Annotated in this window: 16 protein-coding genes; all 16 read left to right on the top strand. The window is 53.4% G+C overall.

All coding sequences use genetic code 11. From position 1 onward, the window contains the following. Positions 1-12 precede the first annotated feature (12 nt). The 16 genes from K365_RS0107100 (at position 13) to ftsZ (ending at position 18779) form a co-directional block, all read left to right on the top strand. A complete protein-coding gene (locus K365_RS0107100) occupies positions 13-966 on the top strand; it encodes a DUF4340 domain-containing protein (RefSeq protein WP_024334028.1) in 954 nt (317 codons plus the stop codon). Between the two features lie 8 nt (positions 967-974). Continuing rightward, positions 975-1703 carry a lysophospholipid acyltransferase family protein gene (locus K365_RS0107095; protein WP_024334027.1) on the top strand — a complete coding sequence of 243 codons (729 nt, stop codon included), beginning with the start codon at positions 975-977 and terminating at the stop codon, positions 1701-1703. Between the two features lie 257 nt (positions 1704-1960). Further along, on the top strand, positions 1961-2401 hold the full coding sequence (mraZ, locus tag K365_RS0107090; RefSeq protein ID WP_006965886.1) for a division/cell wall cluster transcriptional repressor MraZ: 441 nt from the start codon (positions 1961-1963) through the stop codon (positions 2399-2401). A 2-nt stretch (positions 2402-2403) separates the two neighbouring features. Continuing rightward, positions 2404-3342: a 16S rRNA (cytosine(1402)-N(4))-methyltransferase RsmH gene (rsmH, locus tag K365_RS0107085; RefSeq protein WP_024334026.1), complete on the top strand. Its 939-nt coding sequence runs from the start codon at positions 2404-2406 to the stop codon at positions 3340-3342. A gap of 1 nt (position 3343) precedes the next feature. Beyond that, the gene (locus K365_RS0107080; protein ID WP_006965888.1) at positions 3344-3622 is read left to right on the top strand and encodes a hypothetical protein; all 279 of its coding nucleotides are present in this window, start codon (positions 3344-3346) and stop codon (positions 3620-3622) included. After that, positions 3622-5355: a peptidoglycan D,D-transpeptidase FtsI family protein gene (locus K365_RS0107075; protein ID WP_024334025.1), complete on the top strand. Its 1734-nt coding sequence runs from the start codon at positions 3622-3624 to the stop codon at positions 5353-5355. The genes K365_RS0107080 and K365_RS0107075 overlap by 1 nt, the downstream gene beginning before the upstream one ends. Continuing rightward, a complete protein-coding gene (locus K365_RS0107070) occupies positions 5352-8375 on the top strand; it encodes a UDP-N-acetylmuramoyl-L-alanyl-D-glutamate--2,6-diaminopimelate ligase (RefSeq protein WP_024334024.1) in 3024 nt (1007 codons plus the stop codon). Before K365_RS0107075 ends, K365_RS0107070 begins: the two co-directional genes overlap by 4 nt. Before the next feature lie 3 nt (positions 8376-8378). Continuing rightward, positions 8379-9458, top strand: coding sequence for a phospho-N-acetylmuramoyl-pentapeptide-transferase (gene mraY, locus K365_RS0107065; RefSeq protein WP_024334023.1), 1080 nt, complete (start codon positions 8379-8381; stop codon positions 9456-9458). A gap of 8 nt (positions 9459-9466) precedes the next feature. Continuing rightward, a complete protein-coding gene (gene murD / locus K365_RS0107060; RefSeq protein WP_024334022.1) occupies positions 9467-10843 on the top strand; it encodes a UDP-N-acetylmuramoyl-L-alanine--D-glutamate ligase in 1377 nt (458 codons plus the stop codon). After that, positions 10836-11972: a putative lipid II flippase FtsW gene (gene ftsW / locus K365_RS0107055; protein WP_006965899.1), complete on the top strand. Its 1137-nt coding sequence runs from the start codon at positions 10836-10838 to the stop codon at positions 11970-11972. The genes murD and ftsW overlap by 8 nt, the downstream gene beginning before the upstream one ends. Next, on the top strand, positions 11969-13087 hold the full coding sequence (gene murG, locus K365_RS0107050; RefSeq protein WP_024334021.1) for an undecaprenyldiphospho-muramoylpentapeptide beta-N-acetylglucosaminyltransferase: 1119 nt from the start codon (positions 11969-11971) through the stop codon (positions 13085-13087). Before ftsW ends, murG begins: the two co-directional genes overlap by 4 nt. Then, positions 13074-14441 carry a UDP-N-acetylmuramate--L-alanine ligase gene (gene murC / locus K365_RS0107045; protein WP_006965902.1) on the top strand — a complete coding sequence of 456 codons (1368 nt, stop codon included), beginning with the start codon at positions 13074-13076 and terminating at the stop codon, positions 14439-14441. The genes murG and murC overlap by 14 nt, the downstream gene beginning before the upstream one ends. Positions 14442-14446: 5 nt before the next feature. Further along, a complete protein-coding gene (gene murB / locus K365_RS0107040; protein ID WP_024334020.1) occupies positions 14447-15379 on the top strand; it encodes a UDP-N-acetylmuramate dehydrogenase in 933 nt (310 codons plus the stop codon). After that, a complete protein-coding gene (locus tag K365_RS0107035; protein WP_024334019.1) occupies positions 15372-16247 on the top strand; it encodes a cell division protein FtsQ/DivIB in 876 nt (291 codons plus the stop codon). Before murB ends, K365_RS0107035 begins: the two co-directional genes overlap by 8 nt. 2 nt (positions 16248-16249) lie before the next feature. Further along, complete coding sequence (gene ftsA / locus K365_RS0107030) at positions 16250-17476, top strand: cell division protein FtsA (RefSeq protein WP_006965908.1); 1227 nt, start codon at positions 16250-16252, stop codon at positions 17474-17476. 22 nt (positions 17477-17498) lie between these two features. Next, a complete protein-coding gene (ftsZ, locus tag K365_RS0107025; protein ID WP_006965909.1) occupies positions 17499-18779 on the top strand; it encodes a cell division protein FtsZ in 1281 nt (426 codons plus the stop codon). The last annotated feature ends 3 nt before the right edge of the window (positions 18780-18782 follow it).

Here is an 18782-nt window from a genome sequence, read left to right as displayed (position 1 = left end):
GGATATGTTGCCATGAAAAAAGAATATCTGATTCTGATATTGATCATTGTGATTCTGGCCGGCTATCTTGTCCTGAAAAAAGAAGACGGCCGTCATTATACCCTGCCGGAACCCCCATCCGTGGATACAGAAAAAATCGACCGCCTGACTGTGGTGCAGACCGATCAAACCCTTGATTTTGTCCGGACGGAATCGGGATGGGCGGTGACAAAGCACGCCTATCCGGCAGATGACGGCGCTGTTAAAAAAATGCTGGATGTCATGTCCGGGCTGACCCTGTCCGCCCTGGTTTCCGAAAAACAGGATGTGGCCCGGTATGAACTGGACCCGTCCCGGGTATTGACCGTCACCGCTTTTCAGAAGGATACCCCGGTCATGTCTTTTAAAATCGGCAAAACGGCCCCCACTTTCAACCACACGTTTGTGATGCTGGAAAACGATCCCAACATCTATCATGCCAATGACAGTTTTCGATCCCATTTCAACAAATCCGTGGATGAATTCAGAGACCGGCAGGTTCTGGCATTTCAGGAAAAAGACATTGAAAAAATCACCCTCCAAACCCCTGAAAAACAGGTGGTGTTGACCGCCCGAAAACCGGCGGAGGATAAAGAAGCGCAGGACTCAACACCGGTGTTTGATTATCCGGACGGCGCCTCACCGGATCCGAAAACCGTGTCCAACCTGCTGTATTCCTTATCCGCTCTGACCTGTGACCGGTTTGCAACGGACACAAACAAAGCCGATTTGAAAGCTTTATCCCCGCGTCTGGCAGTGATTCTGGACAATGGTACTTCCCGGGTGCTGACACTGTTTGAGCCAGACGGGGATGAATCCGTGCCTGCCACCTCATCCATGAACGACTATGTATTTTTTTTAAAACCCCAGGTTGCTGAAGATATCACATCCTATGCCCTTGATTTGGCCGGGCTTACCCCGCCGGAAGAAGAGGAAACCAAGGAATAAATCAGCCTGTGAACCGAATTTTAAAATGGATGTATCAGCCGTATAAATGGGTGATTGTCATGCCTTTCATGGTGATCATCACCCTTGTTTTAGGAATGATCTGTATTGTTGTGGGCGCTTTTTTTTCCCGGGACGCCACCAATGCACTGGCCGTGATATGGTCCCGCCTGGCCTGCGGCATCGTGCCCGTCAAGGTGAAACTGTCCGGCAAAAAAAACTGTCAACAACAGCATGCTTATGTGGTGGTGGCCAACCACCAGTCCATGGTGGATATCCCGGTGATCCACGGGTTTATGGGACTGCATATCAAATGGGTGATGAAACAGGAGCTGAGAAAAATTCCCGTTTTCGGCACGGCCTGCCATTACTTAGGGTGTATCTTCATCGACCGGTCCCGTCACGATGCAGCGATCCAATCCATTCGTCAGGCCAAAAAACGCATGTCTGTCAAAGCATCGGTTCTGTTTTTCGCCGAAGGTACCCGGAGCCGGGACGGACAGGTGCAGCCTTTTAAAAAAGGCGCGTTTGTATTTGCCAGAGAAACCGGGCTGCCGGTTCTGCCGGTCACCATCAAACACTCCCGTGAGGTGCTGCCCCCGGATTCCCTGAACCTGATCCCCGGGCCGGTGGAAATTATCGTGCACCGGCCCGTGTATGTGCTGCCCGGAGATGCCGGGCGGCTGGCAGCCACCATCGAAGCCGTCCGAACCACCATTGCCGGGCCTCTGAACGGCTGATTGCCGGATCTTTGACCGGCTGATTCCCGGCCCGTTCCACCTGTCCCCTTTTGCTCCACTCTTTAATCCACTTTACTCCCCGCTACCTGCCTGCCTGTATTCCATCAAAAATTTTAATTATTTTCTGACCCATATCCTGTATTTTTTATATAGATCTGATTTTTTTTCTTGACTTATGCCTGAATTTTAGCAAAAGTGTGTTAAATGGTGGAGGAAAGTGGATCTTTTACCCAAAACCAGGAAGGCAGGCGACAGACATGTTTCGATCAAGCTCCTTTCATACCATCGACCCAAAGGGCAGGATTATCATTCCGGCAAGGTTCCGGGACGTGCTCAAGGCTGATGATGAATACGGGGTGGTGGTTTCCATCAAGGATGGATGCCTGTATGCCTACACTTTCAATGAATGGAAGCAGCTGGAGAAAAAAATTCTGGCCGCCAAAAGCGCGGCCATGGAAAAATTCAAACGGTTTTTTCTGGGCAATGCCTGCCCGTTGAAATGTGACAAACAGGACCGGATTTTAATTCCCCCCAGCCTGCGCACTTATGCAGGCATTGAAAAGGACATTGTCTTAGTGGGGGTTTTGGACCGGTTTGAAATATGGGCCCGGGAAAGATGGGACCAGGAAAATATGAAAATGGAGCAGGAACTTGAAAAAGAGGAAGTAAGGGAGGAAATTGCTTCCCTGGGGCTGTAGCCATGGGGTTTGATCACACGACCGTGATGCCGGCGGAAGTCTTTGCGTACCAGAACCTGAAACCCGGAGATATCTGTGTGGACGGGACCCTGGGAGGGGCTGGACACGCCCGTGCGACCATACAGGCCATTCTCCCGGACGGCCTGTTCATCGGAATCGATCAGGATCTGGATGCCATCGCCCACGCCCGAAATGTGCTGCACCCGTTCAAACAGAACATCATTCTGGTTCATGACAATTTCTCGCACCTTTCAGCGATCCTGGATCAGCATGATATCCCCCGGGTCAACGCCATTGTGCTGGACTTAGGCTTTTCATTCAACCAGATCACCCAGGCACACCGGGGATTCAGTTTCAACCGGGATGAACCTTTAGACATGCGGATGGATACCCGACAGAACATGACGGCTGAAATCATTGTAAATACGTTTTCTCAGCAAGCCCTGGTGGACCTGTTTTTTTCCTTTGGGGAAGAAAAATTTTCCCGCCGCATTGCCGGGGCCATTGTCCGGGAACGGGCCGATCATCCTTTGAAAACCACCCGGCAATTGAGCCAGATCATTGTGGACACCGTCCCTAAAGCACAGGCCGCCGCATCGAAAATACATCCGGCCACCCGCGTATTTCAGGCATTGCGCATTGCCGTGAACCGGGAACTGGATCATCTGACCCGGTTCATGGAACAGGTCCCGGACCTGCTGACCCAAGGCGGCCGAATCTGTATTATCAGTTTTCATTCTCTGGAAGACCGCATTGTCAAACAGCATTTAAAAACCTATGAAACCGGGTGTACCTGCCCCAAAACCCTGCCCCGGTGCGTATGCCACAAACAACCGGTCATAAAATCGATTGTAAAAAAAATAATCACCCCCACACCCGAGGAAATTGCTGCAAATCCCATGGCCCGAAGCGCCCGGCTCAGAGTGGCGGAAAGGCTATGAAATGAATGATTCCGCTTTGAAATGGGTGGTGATTCTCTCTGTTCTGTTTGGCGAACTGCTGCTTCATGCCTGGGTGAGAACCGGCGCCACCCAGGTGACCCTTGAAATATCTTTGGCCCAGTCCCGGTTGTCCGACCTGCTATCCTATCAAAGGGAACTCACCCTGGAGAGAGACCGGCTCAAATCCGACACCCGCATCATCGGCATTGCCCGCTCCCAGCTGGGCCTGACCGAAGATGTGTTCAATCAGACCCTTTTTCTTGAACAGGAGGAGGACTGATGCCGGACCCGGGTCAAAAAAAAATTGTCAATCGGATCCGGTTCATCCAGGGGGTTCTGATACTCATTTTAACAGGACTGGGTATCAAGTCCTTTGACATTCAGATCCTTAAAGCCGACGAATATGCCAGACGGGCGGAAAACGGGTATTCCCGGCATCTGACCATCAAAGGGGAGCGGGGCCGGATTCTGGACCGGCACTGGAACAAGCTGGGTGCCACCCTGGATGCGTTGACCGTCATCGCAGACCCGTTACGCATCGAAGCCCCAGTGAAAACCGCCCGGGCACTGGTCCCTTTGCTGGAGATGGACGTCGAAGACCTGGTGCAGAAATTTTCCAGAAACAGCCGATACGCCCTGATCGCGGAAAACATCTCTCCGGACCTGGCATTGAAGGTGAGAGCCCTGAATCTGCCGGGCATCTATTTCCAGAAAAGCTTTAAGCGGTTTTATCCCAACCGGGAGCTGGCAGCTCAGGTCCTGGGGTTTACCGGAAAAGAGGACGTGGGACTGGAAGGCCTGGAGTTCAAATACAATGACGTTTTAGAAGGCCACGCTGTCACCATCCGGGTCCGGCGGGACGGCACCGGTCGAATCCTGGATATTGACAGACAAAAACAGGCGGAACTGCGGGGAAACGATATCGTGCTGACCCTGGACAAAAAAATTCAGTTGTTCACGGAAACAGCCCTGGAAGAAACGGTCCTGAAACATCAGGCCAAATCCGGCATGGCTCTGGTCATGCGCCCGGCCACCGGTGAACTGCTGGCCATGGCCCATTATCCCCGGTTCAACCCCAACAATTATCAGGAGTTTGATCCGGCCCTGTTCCGAAACCGCATCGTCACGGACTCATTTGAACCCGGCTCCACCCTGAAAGTTTTTACAGCTGCGGCAGCCCTGGAAACCGGTATGGCTCCGAGCACCATCTTTTTTTGTGAAAACGGCCGGTACCGCATCGGAAAATACACGGTCAAAGATACCCACCCCCATGACTGGCTGACCATCAATCATATCATTGCTTATTCCAGCAATATCGGCGCGGTCAAGATTGCGGAAAAAATCGGCAGACAGACCCTGCACGACTATTTAAGCCGATTTGGCTTCGGCAATACAACACAGATAGACAGCCCGGGAGAAACCACGGGAACCTTGATGCCGCCCGAACGATGGACAAAGATCGACACGGGTGCCATTTCCTTTGGTCAGGGCATTTCCGTGTCAGCCATCCAGCTGGTTTCAGGCATCAGCACCATTGCCAACAACGGCCAGGTCATGAAACCCATGCTGGTGAAAAAAATTGTTTCCAACACCGGTGAGGATCTCAAAGTGTTTCATCCCACCCCGGTGCATCAGGCCGTCTCCCCCCAGACGGCGGCCCGGGTCAAACACATGATGGCTCTGGCTGTCCAGGAAAACGGAACCGGCACCAAGGCGGCGCTGGCAGGATACAATGTGTGCGGGAAAACCGGCACGGCCCAGAAAGTGGTCCAGGGCCAGAAAGGGTATGCCAAAAACACATACACATCGGTTTTTGCCGGATTTGCTCCGCTCCAGAATCCCCAGCTGGCGGTACTGGTGGTGGTGGATGAACCCCGGAACAAATATTACGGCGGGGATGTGGCAGCACCGGCTTTTAAAAATATTCTGGCCCAGTCTTTTAATTACCTGAGTATTCCCCCGGCTGCCGGGAGCATGGTGGCTGCAGTGACAGATCAAGGAGAGTCATTATGAAATTATCCGTATTGCTGCAAGACATCGTTCCTTCATTGCTGCAAACAGACATGGAGATCACCGGCATCCAGACCCGGGCCCAGGACATCCAGCCCGGCCAGTTGTTTCTGGCCATCAAAGGATATGCCGCCAACGGTCATGATTACATCAAAACCGCCCTGGACAAAGGAGCTGCCGCCGTGGTGGCCCAAAACAATCCCGATCGCCTGAACCGGGTCATTCAAGTGGAAAATTCCCGCCGGGCCGCCGGAATCATTGCCGCCAGATTCTTTGGAAACCCGTCCCGGGACCTGTTCCTGGTGGGTGTGACCGGCACCAACGGAAAAACCACGATCACCTATCTGCTGGAACAGATGTTTCTGGCGGCCGGTTTCCGCTGCGGGGTCATGGGCACCATCAATATCCGTTACAACGGCAAACATGTGGATGCCCCCACCACCACCCCGGACGCGTTGACAATCCAGAAAACCCTGGCTCAAATGAAACAGGCCGGCATCACCCATGTCATCATGGAAGTGTCTTCCCACGGCCTGGATCAGTTCCGGGTGGACGGGTGTCATTTTGATATGGGAATTTTCACCAACCTGACCCAGGATCATTTGGATTATCACCCGGACATGACCGCGTATTACCACTGCAAAAAACGGTTTTTCACTGATTTTCTCAGGCCGGGTGTCAACTCACCCCGGTTGTCAGCCGTCGTCAACATGGATGACCCCTGGGGTGCCCGGCTGGCCGGTGAACTGGATTTTCCGGTCATGCGTGTCAGTGCTGAAACTGCTGAAAACAGCAGGTCGATGGAAGTTCGGGTCCAGGATATCATGGACTCGATCCAGGGTATCTTCGGGCGTATGCATCTGGGCAGCGACACCATGGGGTTTTCCTCTTTTCTCACCGGCCGGTTCAATCTGGAAAATATCTTATGTGCGGCCGGGGCCGCCTATGGCGCAGGGGTTAAACCCATACAGATCCAACAGGGACTGGCGGCCTGCAACGGCGTTCCGGGCCGGCTGGAAAAGGTTGCCAATCCGTTGAACCGGTATCTGTTTGTGGATTACGCCCACACGCCGGGCGCTCTGGAATCGGTTCTCAAAACCCTGAAACAGCGGGCCACCCGCCGTCTGATCACTGTTTTCGGCTGCGGCGGGGACCGGGACCGCACCAAACGGCCGTTGATGGGAAAAATTGCCTGCCGCTACAGTGACGTGACCATTGTCACATCCGATAATCCCAGGACTGAAAATCCGGACCAGATCATTGAAGAGATCCTGGCTGGTATCCGGGAAACCGGTACGTCGGTGACGTCATGGCCTGACCTGTCCAACAAAGACAAACGCCTGACATATGCAGATTTCTCCGGTGTGATCTGTCACGCCGATCGAACCCATGCCCTGGATGCCGCCGTCCGCATTTCCCGGCCCGGAGACATCATTCTGGCAGCAGGAAAAGGCCATGAAACCTACCAGGTCACCAATACCGGCACCATCCATTTCGATGACAGAGAACAGCTGGCCGCTGCCTGTGCAGCCATGGCAGAACAGTTTGTTCCCATCACCTGGACCCGGAATGATATCGCCGCTGCCCTGGAAACCTCCCCGGCAACCGACACCCACAATGACGGATTTGTGTTCACAGGTATCAGTACTGACTCCAGAACCATTCTCTCCCATGAAATATTTCTGGCTCTGACCGGGGATACGTTTGACGGCCACGGCTTTATTCCGGATCTGGTCACACGCGGCATCCGGGGATTTGTGGTGAAAACCGGCACCCGGATCAATTCAAAAGAAAAAAACACCGCCCCGGGTTCAGGACCGGTGGTGTATGAAGTGCCGGATACCCTTGACGCTTTAGGCCGGCTGGGTCATTTCCAGCGAATCCGATCCGGGGCAAATGTGCTGGCCATAACCGGTTCCAACGGAAAAACCTCCACTTGCCGCATGGCCCGGGCCATTTTTCAAACCACATTTGACACGCTGGCCACCCAGAAAAACTTTAACAACGAAATCGGGGTTCCCCAAACACTGCTGTCATTGTCTTGTGCCCACCAATGGGCGGTGGTGGAAATGGGCATGAACCAGCCCGGAGAGATGAGCCGTTTATCCCGCATTGCCGGACCGGATATCTGTGTTGTCACCAACACCACCGAGGCCCATCTGGAAGGGTTGAAAACCGCTGACAATGTGGCCCGGGAAAAAGCCCGGATTTTTGATCAGGCCGTTTCCGGCAGTGTGGCCGTTCTTTTCAACGACGACCCCAGAGTCCGGATTTTAAAAGATCATGCCCGCAACACCCCGGCCATTGAAAAAATCCTGACATTTGGCAGTGATGACACGGCAGATGTGTATGCCACCGATATCCGTTCCTCCGGCGGAATGACCCGTTTTCTGGGTCATATTCATGGAGAAACCGCCCGCTTCCATCTGCAGTCTCCGGCCCGGTTCATGGTCTTCAACGCCCTGGCCGCCCTGGCGGCAGCGGCCGCAGCCGGCATCCGCATACCGGACATGCAGGCCGGTCTGGCCGCATTCGCCCCGGTCTCAGGACGGCTCAGCATCCAGACACTTCCCGGCGGTATTCATCTCATCGATGATACATATAATGCCAATCCCGCTTCGATGACCCAGGCATTGGTGACCCTGGCTGAAATGGCAAAAGATCCGGCAACTTATGGAACCGGCCGGACAGTGGCGATTTTAGGAGATATGCGGGAGCTGGGCCCTGACAGCGAACACCTCCATCGGTCAGTGGGGCAAACCGCTGCAAAACTGGGAATTACCCGGTTATATCTGTACGGCCCGTTAAGCAGCCATATGCTGGCAGGGGCGCTGGCCGAAGGGATGGCCAAAGATGCCGTGTTTCACGGCAGCAAACAGGAAATCGAAGACCGGGTTCAGGCATTTGTGCGTTCAGGTGACTGGATCCTGGTCAAGGGCTCTCGGGGCATGGCCATGGAAACCTTCATTGCCCGGATGCAGACACTTCTGCATGACACGGTTTCAAAACAGGGAAAGGATTGATTCATGTTTTACGAATTTTTATACCCCCTTCATGACCAGTTATCCTTTCTCAACATTTTCCGGTATATCACGTTCCGAACGATTTACGGGGGATTGAGTGCCTTTTTGATCTGTTTTTTTCTGGGTCCCTGGGTGATCCGGAAGCTGGCGGCCATGCAAATCGGCCAGGTAATCCAGACGGACGGTCCCCAAACCCATCTGGGCAAGCAGGGTACTCCCACCATGGGGGGCATTCTGATTCTGTTTTCCGTGTTCACGGCCACTATTTTCTGGGGAAATCTGACCAACCACTACATCTTTATTTTACTGCTCACGCTGTTGCTGTTCGGGGGTATCGGATTTGTGGATGATTTTCTCATGCAGGTTAAAAAACGGAACATGGGATTCACGGCCAAAGGCAAATTCATCATTCAGATCGCCTGCGGACTGGTGATCAGTCTGCTCATTTTTCTGAGCCCGGACTTTACCACCACCTTGACCGTGCCGTTTTTCAAGGATTTTTCACCGGACTTGGGCCTCTGGTATATTCCATTCGCCTGTCTGGTCATTGTCGGTGCGTCCAACGCCGTGAACCTGACAGACGGGCTGGATGGACTGGCCATCGGGCCGGTGATCGTGGCCTCAGTCACATATATGTTTTTTGCCTATGTGGCCGGTCACATTCAGATTGCCGAATACCTGCATGTGCGCCATATCACCTCGGCCGGAGAAATTTCCGTGATCTGCGCCATTCTGGCCGGTGCCGGCATGGGGTTTTTATGGTTCAACGCCCACCCGGCCCAGATTTTTATGGGGGATTCCGGTTCTCTGCCTTTGGGCGCGATTCTGGGCGCCATTGCCGTGGTGGTGAAACAGGAAATACTGCTGCTCATTGTGGGCGGGCTGTTTGTCATGGAAGCCCTGTCCGTGATTATTCAAGTGGGATATTTTAAACTGACCAAAGGAAAACGGATCTTCAGAATGGCCCCTTTGCACCACCATTTTGAACTCAAAGGCTGGCATGAATCCAAAGTGATCGTCCGGTTCTGGATCATTGCCATCACCCTGGCTATTTTATCTTTAGGCACGTTGAAAATAAGGTGAACAAAATCATGCATTTGCCCCGGACATCCTACATACTGATCTGCGGTTTGGGCCGATCCGGCATGGCCATGGCAAAGTTTCTGGCTGCCAGAGGATATACGGTCAAGGCCACGGACTCAGATGCCGCCAAAAATGTCCATGCATCCGAACTACACGAGCTGGGCATTGACACCCGGATCGGATCTCATGATTCAGACACCTTTAACCGGGCCGGAGCCATTGTGGTAAGCCCGGGTATTCCTGTGAACATCCCGCATCTGGTCCAGGCAAAAGCCGCCGGTGTGCCGCTGTTCGGGGATCTGGACATCTTTTCACAGTACAATACCACCCCGGTGGTGGCCGTTACCGGCACCAACGGCAAAACCACGGTCACCACCCTGGTGCGGGACATGCTGGAAGCTTCGGGCATATCCACGTTCACAGGCGGCAACATCGGCACCCCACTGGTGGAATATCTCATGTCTGACACACCGGCCCGGATGGTGGTGGCGGAAATTTCCAGTTTTCAGCTGGATCTGGCCCGCCGCTTTGCACCGGAAACCGCCGTGCTGCTCAATATCTCTCCGGACCATCTGGATCGATATCAGGGCATGGCGGATTACGGCCGGTCCAAATGGTCGATTTTCAAAAATCAGGCACCGGATCATGCCGCCATAATCAATGCAGACATGGATGACACCTGTCATGTCCGTCCAAACATATCCGCCCGGTTATATGAATTTTCATCCACCCCGGGCACCCGGATTCACCGGGGGGCCAAAGTGGAAAATCAGACCATTCATTTGGTTCTGCCGGAAACAGCATCTGATCATCCCAGGCAGATTAAATGTGAAAACCGGGTCCGGATTCCCGGCATTCACAACCTGGAGAACATTGCAGCCGCTGCTCTGGCAACCCTGTGTGCCGGAGGCACTCTTTCGGGGATCCAACAGGCGGTCAATGCCTTTAATGGACTGCCCCACCGCTTGACATTCGTCACTGAAATAGAAGGTATTGAATTTTACAACGATTCCAAAGCCACCAACACGGATGCGGTAATCCGTGCCCTGGCCTGCTTTACAAAACCGGTGGTTCTGATTCTGGGGGGCCGGGAAAAGGACACGGATTTCACCCTGCTGGAACCGGCCCTCTCCCATGTTCGGCAGATCATTGCCATGGGTGAAGCTGCCCATCGTATTCATGACGTGTTCTCTCCCATTCGGCAGGTGAACGTCGTATCGAATATGAAAGCAGCGGTAATTGAAGCCCACAGGGCTGCCCGGCCCGGTGACGTCGTACTGCTGTCTCCGGCCTGCGCCAGTTTTGATCTGTTTGAAAATTATGCGGCAAGGGGAGATGCCTTCACCCGTCATGTTCAGGATCTGGAGGGAAAAAACCATGGATAACGTCCGGTCCGTGCATCCGATTTTCAAGGAAAGACTGTTGCTTTTTCCGGCATTGATGTTGTGCGGTATCGGCATTGTCATGGTCTATTCCGCATCCTCGGCCATTTCCATGCAGCACCATTTCACACTTTTTTATTATCTCCAGCGCCAGATCATATTTTTCGGCATCAGCCTGGGCGTGTTGTTTGTGGCCGCCTCGTTTCCCCACCGGTTCTACAATCATCTGGCTTATGTGATTTTGATCACGGCCCTGATCTGCCTGACCGCGGTTCTCATCCCGGGGCTGGGGGTTGAAGCCAATGGGGCCCACCGGTGGCTGGATCTGGGCATGTTCCGATTCCAGCCTGCGGAATTTGCCAAGCTGGCCCTGATTTTGTTTCTGGGATACAGCCTGGCTAAAAAACAGCCCATGATCACGGATTTTTCCGTTGGATTCATGCCTCATATCATGGTCTTTGCCGTGTTTGCCACATTGATCATTTTTCAGCCGGATTTCGGTACCATCGTGGTTTTGGGTCTGATCTGCTGGGGGATGATGTTTGTGGCCGGGGTCAAAATATGGCATCTGTTATGCCCGCTGCCTTTTATCATTCCAGTGGTGTATTTTCTGGTTTTCAAGGTGGAATACCGGCTCACCCGGATTCTGACTTTTCTGGACCCCTGGGAAGATCCCTATAATGCCGGATACCAGATCACCCATTCATTGAAAGCCTTTGGATCCGGCGGACTTTTCGGTCAGGGCATCGGCATGGGCATGCAGAAAATGCATTATCTGCCCGAACCCCATACGGATTTTATTTTTTCCATTATCGGCGAGGAACTGGGCCTGATCGGGGTGTTGGCCATCTTGACCCTGTATGCCATCATCCTGGTCCGGGGCTGTTCCATTGCCAGAAATGCCGACACGGTGTTCGGCGCCATTACCGCCACCGGGCTCACCCTGTATCTGGCCATACAAATCATTATCAACATCGGCGTGTCATTGAGCGTGTTCCCCACCAAAGGGCTGACCCTGCCTTTTATCAGTTATGGCGGCACCTCACTGATCATCAACATGGCGGTAATGGGCATTTTAATGAACATCGGGGCCACCCGTTCCACATCGCCTGAAAAGGAAGGCCAGCCATGACGGATCATTTTCATGTTATCATTGCCGGCGGAAAAACAGGCGGACACCTGTTTCCCGGTATTGCCGTGGCCCAGGCCCTTCAGCGCCGGCATCCAGGGGTTCGGATTCGGTTTGTGGGCACCAGTGCTCTGTTTGAAACCACCACGTTGAATGCGTATGGGTTTGATCACACCCCGATCTTTTCCCGGCCCCTCAAAGGCCGGTCCCTGTTTCAGAAGCTCAAAGGACTTGCCGCCATCCTGGTGTCACTGGTCCAGTCACTGTGGATTATCCGGCGCTTCAAGCCGGATTTTGTTCTGGGCGTGGGAGGATATGCCTCTTTTGCCGTGGTGCTGGCTGCCTGGATTTTAAGAATCCCCACCGCCATTCAGGAGCAGAATGCCTTTCCCGGCATGACCAATCGTATGCTGGCCCGATTCAGTTCTGTGATTTTCACGGCTTTTGAAGACACCCGGGGATTTGATCAGAACCCTAAAACCCGGGTAACGGGAAATCCGGTGCGGGAACAGGGTCCCATTGTTCAAACCCGGGCATCCTGGATTTCTGATATCGATTCAAAAGACTTTGTTCTTCTGGTCACCGGCGGGAGTCAGGGAGCGGCCAGCATCAACCGGGCCGTGATGGACATGGCCCCCCGCATGGCTGGAATCAAAAATTTTTTTATGATCTGTCAAACCGGAAAAGGACACGAGGCTGAGGTCCTGGAAAAATTGCAGTCTGCCGGAATCCGGGCCCGGGTCCAGGACTTTTTTTCCGACTTGCCGTCTCTTCTGGCACAAGCGGATCTGGCGATCTGCCGGGCCGGGGCCGGCACCCTGTCCGAGCTGGCCGTCAAAGGGGTTCCCGCCATCCTGATCCCCTACCCGTATGCGGCGGATGATCATCAGACCCACAACGCCAGATCCATGGCCGACCACGGTGCCGCTATCGTCATGGCAGACAGGGAATTGTCTTCAGATACCCTTTACCAGGCGGTCATGGATCTGAAATCCGATCCAAACCGACTGAACCGGATGGCCAATGCCATGGCACAGCTGGCAAAACCGGATGCAGCGGATCAGATTGCAGCCCATATTTTACAAAACAAAGGAGTCTCACCCCGTGTATCAGACTGATTATCATATCCATTTTGTGGGCATCGGCGGCATCGGCATGAGCGGTATTGCCGAACTGCTCATCAACCTGGGATATACCGTATCCGGATCCGATTTGAAACTGTCTGCCATCACCCGGCGGTTGACAAACAAAGGTGCGACCATATTCAAGGGACACAGCAAAGAACAGGTGGGCAATGCAAATGTCATTGTCACTTCTTCCGCCATATCTTTGGAAAATCCGGAAGTGGTCCGGGCAAAGGAACTGGGCATTCCCATCATTCCCAGAGCGGAAATGCTGGCGGAACTGATGCGCATCAAATATGCCATCGCCGTGTCCGGGGCCCACGGCAAAACCTCCACCACGGCCATGGTTGCCCAGATCCTCAACACAGCCGGACTGGACCCCACCGTGATCATCGGTGGCCTGCTCATGGACCTGGACACCAATTCCCTTCACGGGCAGGGGGAATTTATCGTGGCTGAAGCCGATGAGAGCGACGGCTCGTTTCTCAAATACGCCCCGGCCATTGCCGCAGTGACCAACATCGATCTGGAGCATCTGGATTTTTACAAAGACATTGAAGACATTAAAAACCAATTCGTTCAGTTCATCAATTCCGTGCCGTTTTACGGGGTGGCCATTCTGTGCCTGGATAATGAACATGTCCAGAACATTCTGCCCCGGGTCACAGTACGTCACACCACCTTCGGCATGGCAGCCCAGGCCGACCTTCGGGCAACGGAAATCAGCTTCAAAGAGGGCAAAAGCCGGTTCACGGTCACCCGGCAAAACCAAAATCTGGGTACTATTGTTCTCAATCTGGCCGGACAGCACAATATTTCAAACGCTTTGGCCGGGATTGCCACCGGACTGGAGCTGAAGATCCCTTTTGACACCATTAAACAGGCATTGGAGCAGATCAAGGGGGTTAAACGCCGGCTGGAGATCAAAGGAGATAAAAAGCAGATCCTGGTCATGGATGATTACGGGCATCATCCCACCGAAATTATCGCCACGTTGAATGCGGTGCGGGAAAGTTTTCCGGGTCGGCGTCTGGTGGTCATTTTTCAGCCCCACCGCTATACAAGGACCCAGGCACTGTTCAATGAATTTTCCCGGGCTTTTTATCAGTCGGATGTATTGATTCTGGTTCCCATATATGCGGCCAGTGAGCCCCCCATTCCCCAGGTGGATTCCCGGCAATTGTGCCAGGGCATCCAGACCCATGGTCATAAGGATGTGTCGTTTGCCCCGGATTTCACCCAGGCATTGTCCATGGTCACCCGCAAACTCAAACCCGATGACCTGGTGCTCACCCTGGGCGCAGGCGATATCCACACGTTAGGCGAACAATTGCTGGAGATTTTATAAATCCGATGACATCACATTCCGGCATAAATTCATTGCAACAGGAATTTCATCTGAAAACAGATGTTCTGATGGCGGCCCATACCCGCCTGAATGTCGGAGGACCGGCAGACCTTCTGGCACAGCCCAGGACCCGGCAGGAACTGGTAGCCCTGCTGGGTGCCGCTAAAAACGCGTCTGTGCCGGTAACCATCGTAGGGGGCGGGTGCAACCTGCTGGTCTCGGATCAGGGGATCCGGGGACTGGTGGTGGTGACCACGCACCTTAAATCCGGCATCCAGGTTCGACCGCACTCCGGCAATCATGTGCATCTTTTCATGGAAGCCGGCCAGCCGCTGTCCACGGTCTGCAAATATGCCGTAAACCAGGGTCTGGCCGGTCTGGAATTTTGTGCGGGAATTCCCGGCACAGTCGGGGGGGCTGTAATCATGAACGCGGGCACGGCTGACCAGGGCATCGGCAACCGGGTCTACAGTCTGGAGGTTCTGAATCTGAACACCTTGAGCATTCAAACCCTGAAAAAAGACGCGTTGACCTTTTCCTATCGGCGACTGCATCTTGACAATCATCTGATTTTAGGCATCACACTGGCACTGTCACCGGGTGATCCTGCCCGGATCAAACAGACGTATGAAGACATTTTTTTACGCAAGCAGCACACCCAGCCCATGGATCTGCCCAGTGCCGGGTGTTTTTTCAAAAATCCGGGTCCGGACCGGCCGGCCGGCAAACTGATCGAAGAAGCGGGGCTCAAGGGAAAAACCATCCAGGATGCCCAGGTATCTTTAATCCATGCCAACTATATTGTCAACCTCGGCCATGCCACCTGCAAAGATATTCTGGCACTGAAACAGCACATTCAACAACAGGTGCTGGACCGATACAATATCGTTCTTGAAACCGAAGTCATCACCACAGGAGATGGAATGAAAAATGAATGAAAAATATTTGCCCAACCGGCGCAAAGAACCGGCAAACCCCACTGCCCCTGAAAAAACCGCCAAAAAATCATCATTTTTTTCCAGTTTGCTGAAACCGGTTCTGCTTATCTGTGTTTTCAGCGTATTTGCTGTGTTTGCCCATGACATGGTGGTGCAAAGTCCTTTTTTCACCATTCGTCAGATCAACATCCAGGGAGAACACCGGGTGAAAAAAGAAGAAATTCTGGCCCTGGCCGACCTGTTGGGACCTGCCAATATTTTCCAGGTCAATCTGCCCGTCATGGAAAAACGCATTGCATCCCATCCCTGGATCGCAGCGGCCACGGTTCACCGGTCCCTGTTCTCCACTTTGACAATTTCCATTGAAGAGCAGCATCCGCTGGCCATCGTCCGGATTGAAAATTTTCCGGATATGATCATCAACCGGCAGGGAGTGCCGTTTAAAGCGTATGAACCGGACATGGATCAGAATGTGGCTCTCCCCGTGATCACGGGCCTGGATCTGACCAGCAGTGACAATTTCTACCATTTTGAAGGACCATTGTTCAACGCAGTGCTGGATCTTCTCCAGGGAAAATACCAGAACAACATCCGTTCCATCCACGGGGATGAACTGGTGGGCGTCACCATTCAGGCAACCGGACTGTTCAAGCCGTCTCTGGTGCCGAAAACCCGTGCGTTACCCATCTGTCTGGGATTTGATGATTATGACCGGAAACTGGACAAAGCCCGTCAGATCAGTCAGTACATTCACGCCAACATTCCCGGAAAAACCCTGTGTGCCATGGATCTGTTCGACACAGAGACGGTTTTTGTGCAAACCGCACCCAGGGAAACCTTACCGGCCAATATAGAAAAGGGGGTCTGATTTTGCAGGTGAATGAAAAAATAATTGTGGGCCTGGACATCGGAACCACCAAAATCTGTGCCGTGGTGGGAGAAATCCTGGATGATGAAATCAATATCATCGGTGTGGGATCCCATCCGTCCACGGGTCTTCGAAAAGGCTCGGTGGTCAATATCGAGTCCACGGTGGATGCCATCAAAAAAGCGGTCCAGGAAGCGGAACTCATGGCCGGGTGCGACATTTCTTCGGTCTATGTGGGCATTGCCGGCAATCATGTCAAAGCTTTCAACAGCCACGGCATCATTGCCATCAAAGGCCGGGAAATTACCCAGAATGATGTGGAACGGGTGATTGAGGCGGCCAAAGCCGTGGCCATCCCGGCGGACCGGGAAATTCTTCATGTCGTTCCCCAGGAATTTGTCGTGGATGACATGAGATCGATTCAGAATCCGGTGGGCATGACCGCCATCCGTCTGGAAGCCAAAATACACATTGTTACCAGTGCGGTCTCTTCCGCCAGAAATCTGGTGAAATGCTGCAACAAGGCCGGGCTAGAGGTCTGTGACATTGTGCTGTCCTCCCTGGCATCCGGACAGGCAGTCCTCAGTGCCGAAGAAAAAGAGCTCGGGTGCGTTGTGGCGGACATCGGCGGCGGCATCACGGATCTGGCGCTTTTCAAAGACAACAATCTTAAATTTATTTATGAATTGACCGTGGGCGGCCACAACCTCACCAATGATATCTCCATCGGACTGAGAACCCCGTTGCCGGAAGCGGAAAAAATCAAAATCGATCACGGCACCTGCATGCCGGAACACATCCGGAACGGGGCCACCATTGAAGTGCCGGCCGTGGGCGGCCGGTCCCCCAAACGGCTGTCCAAAGGAATTCTGGCTGAAATTCTGGAACCCCGGGTGGAAGAAATCTTTTCTCTGCTCAAAAAAGAGCTGTTTTCCAATGGGCTTGAAAATGCGTTTCCTGCCGGATTCATTCTCACCGGAGGCAGTGTGGTGATGGACGGCATCACCGAGATTGCAGAATCGGTCTTCAGTGTTCCGGTAAGAATCGGAGAACCCGACCGGATCGGCGGATTGAAAGACATTGTCAGAAACCCGGCCTATGCCACCAGCGTGGGCCTGGTTGTTTTCGGGGCCTCGGCCACCTGTGATCTGCCCGCACCAGAACCCGTCAAACCCGGCTTAAGACCGGTGGTCACACGAATGAAACAATGGTTTAAAGATATTATATAAACAACTCACCAGGGAGGTGGACATGAATTTTTCTTTTGTGGAAAGCAAAGCGTCAGCAAAAATCAAGGTTATCGGTGTCGGCGGAGCCGGCGGAAACGCGGTCAACAACATGATCAATGCCAATCTCCAGGGCGTGAAATTTATCGTGGCAAACACGGATGCCCAGGCCCTTGAAACATCCAATGCGGAAATCAAAATCCAGCTGGGAAAATCCCTGACCGAAGGACTCGGGGCCGGAGCGGATCCCAACGTCGGCAGGGAAGCGGCCCTGGAAAGCATGGATGAAATCCGGGAATCTCTGGAAGGCAGCCACATGGTTTTTATCACAGCCGGGTTCGGCGGCGGTACCGGTACGGGCGCGGCCCCGGTGATTGCAGAAATCTGCAAGGATTTAGGCATCCTCACCGTTGCCGTGGCTTCCAAACCGTTTTCCTTTGAAGGCAAAAAAAGAGAGCGCCAGGCCCTGGATGGACTGGAAAAGCTCCATGGTATCACCGACACCGTCATCACCATTCCCAATGACCGGCTTCGGGGAATCGCACCCAAAGGCGCCAGAATGGTGGATATGTTCATCAAAGCAGATGAAATTCTTCACCATTCCGTCAAAGGGATCACTGATCTGATCATGATGCCCGGCCATGTAAACCTGGACTTTGCCGACGTCAAAACCACCATGCAGAAAGCCGGGAAAGCCCTGATGGGCATCGGCATTGCCTCCGGTGAAAACCGGGCCACGGAAGCGGCGGAAAAAGCCATTTCCCATCCGCTTTTGGAAGATATTTCCATTTCCGGAGCCAAAGGCGTGCTCATGAACATCACTTCGTCATCCGATCTGACCCTGGACGAAATGACCGAAGCCTCGGACCGGATCTACCAGGAAGTGGGAGATGCTGCAGATATCATCTGGGGACAGACCTTTGATGAAACCCTGGGAGATGAAATCCGGATTACGGTCATTGCCACCGGCATCGGCGAAAAAGAACCGGAACTGGCTGAAAACATGCATCGGTTCGAACCCCCTGCAATGCCGGCCATGGAGTCCGGTTATGATGGCCAGCAGGCACGAAATCAAACAGCGGCCCAGCCCCGGCCGAATACTTTCGAAAATTCCGGTGGTTCCATTGCCAGGGGCCGGGTTCGGACTCCCACCCAGGAGGAGCTGGCCAACTGGAAGGAAGATCAAGTCCGGGTCACCCACAAACGGGTCGTGGGCGGGGAAGACATTGCCTTACCCTACACGGACAATGCCTTTGACAATGACAATCTGGAGGTGCCCACTTTTTTGAGAAGAAAAGCCGATTGATGT

Source organism: Desulfotignum balticum DSM 7044 (genome assembly GCF_000421285.1).
Classification (GTDB): Bacteria; Desulfobacterota; Desulfobacteria; order Desulfobacterales; family Desulfobacteraceae; genus Desulfotignum; species Desulfotignum balticum.
This window is presented reverse-complemented; position numbering and strand designations above follow the sequence as displayed.

Coding starts and splice junctions, on each gene's coding strand:
- mraZ (WP_006965886.1), top strand. CDS start 1,961: ATGTTTCGATCAAGCTCCTTTCATACCATCGACCCAAAGGGCAGGATT.
- K365_RS0107080 (WP_006965888.1), top strand. CDS start 3,344: ATGAATGATTCCGCTTTGAAATGGGTGGTGATTCTCTCTGTTCTGTTT.
- murG (WP_024334021.1), top strand. CDS start 11,969: ATGACGGATCATTTTCATGTTATCATTGCCGGCGGAAAAACAGGCGGA.
- K365_RS0107070 (WP_024334024.1), top strand. CDS start 5,352: ATGAAATTATCCGTATTGCTGCAAGACATCGTTCCTTCATTGCTGCAA.
- murB (WP_024334020.1), top strand. CDS start 14,447: ATGACATCACATTCCGGCATAAATTCATTGCAACAGGAATTTCATCTG.
- ftsW (WP_006965899.1), top strand. CDS start 10,836: ATGGATAACGTCCGGTCCGTGCATCCGATTTTCAAGGAAAGACTGTTG.
- K365_RS0107075 (WP_024334025.1), top strand. CDS start 3,622: ATGCCGGACCCGGGTCAAAAAAAAATTGTCAATCGGATCCGGTTCATC.
- rsmH (WP_024334026.1), top strand. CDS start 2,404: ATGGGGTTTGATCACACGACCGTGATGCCGGCGGAAGTCTTTGCGTAC.
- K365_RS0107100 (WP_024334028.1), top strand. CDS start 13: ATGAAAAAAGAATATCTGATTCTGATATTGATCATTGTGATTCTGGCC.
- mraY (WP_024334023.1), top strand. CDS start 8,379: ATGTTTTACGAATTTTTATACCCCCTTCATGACCAGTTATCCTTTCTC.
- murD (WP_024334022.1), top strand. CDS start 9,467: ATGCATTTGCCCCGGACATCCTACATACTGATCTGCGGTTTGGGCCGA.
- ftsZ (WP_006965909.1), top strand. CDS start 17,499: ATGAATTTTTCTTTTGTGGAAAGCAAAGCGTCAGCAAAAATCAAGGTT.
- K365_RS0107035 (WP_024334019.1), top strand. CDS start 15,372: ATGAATGAAAAATATTTGCCCAACCGGCGCAAAGAACCGGCAAACCCC.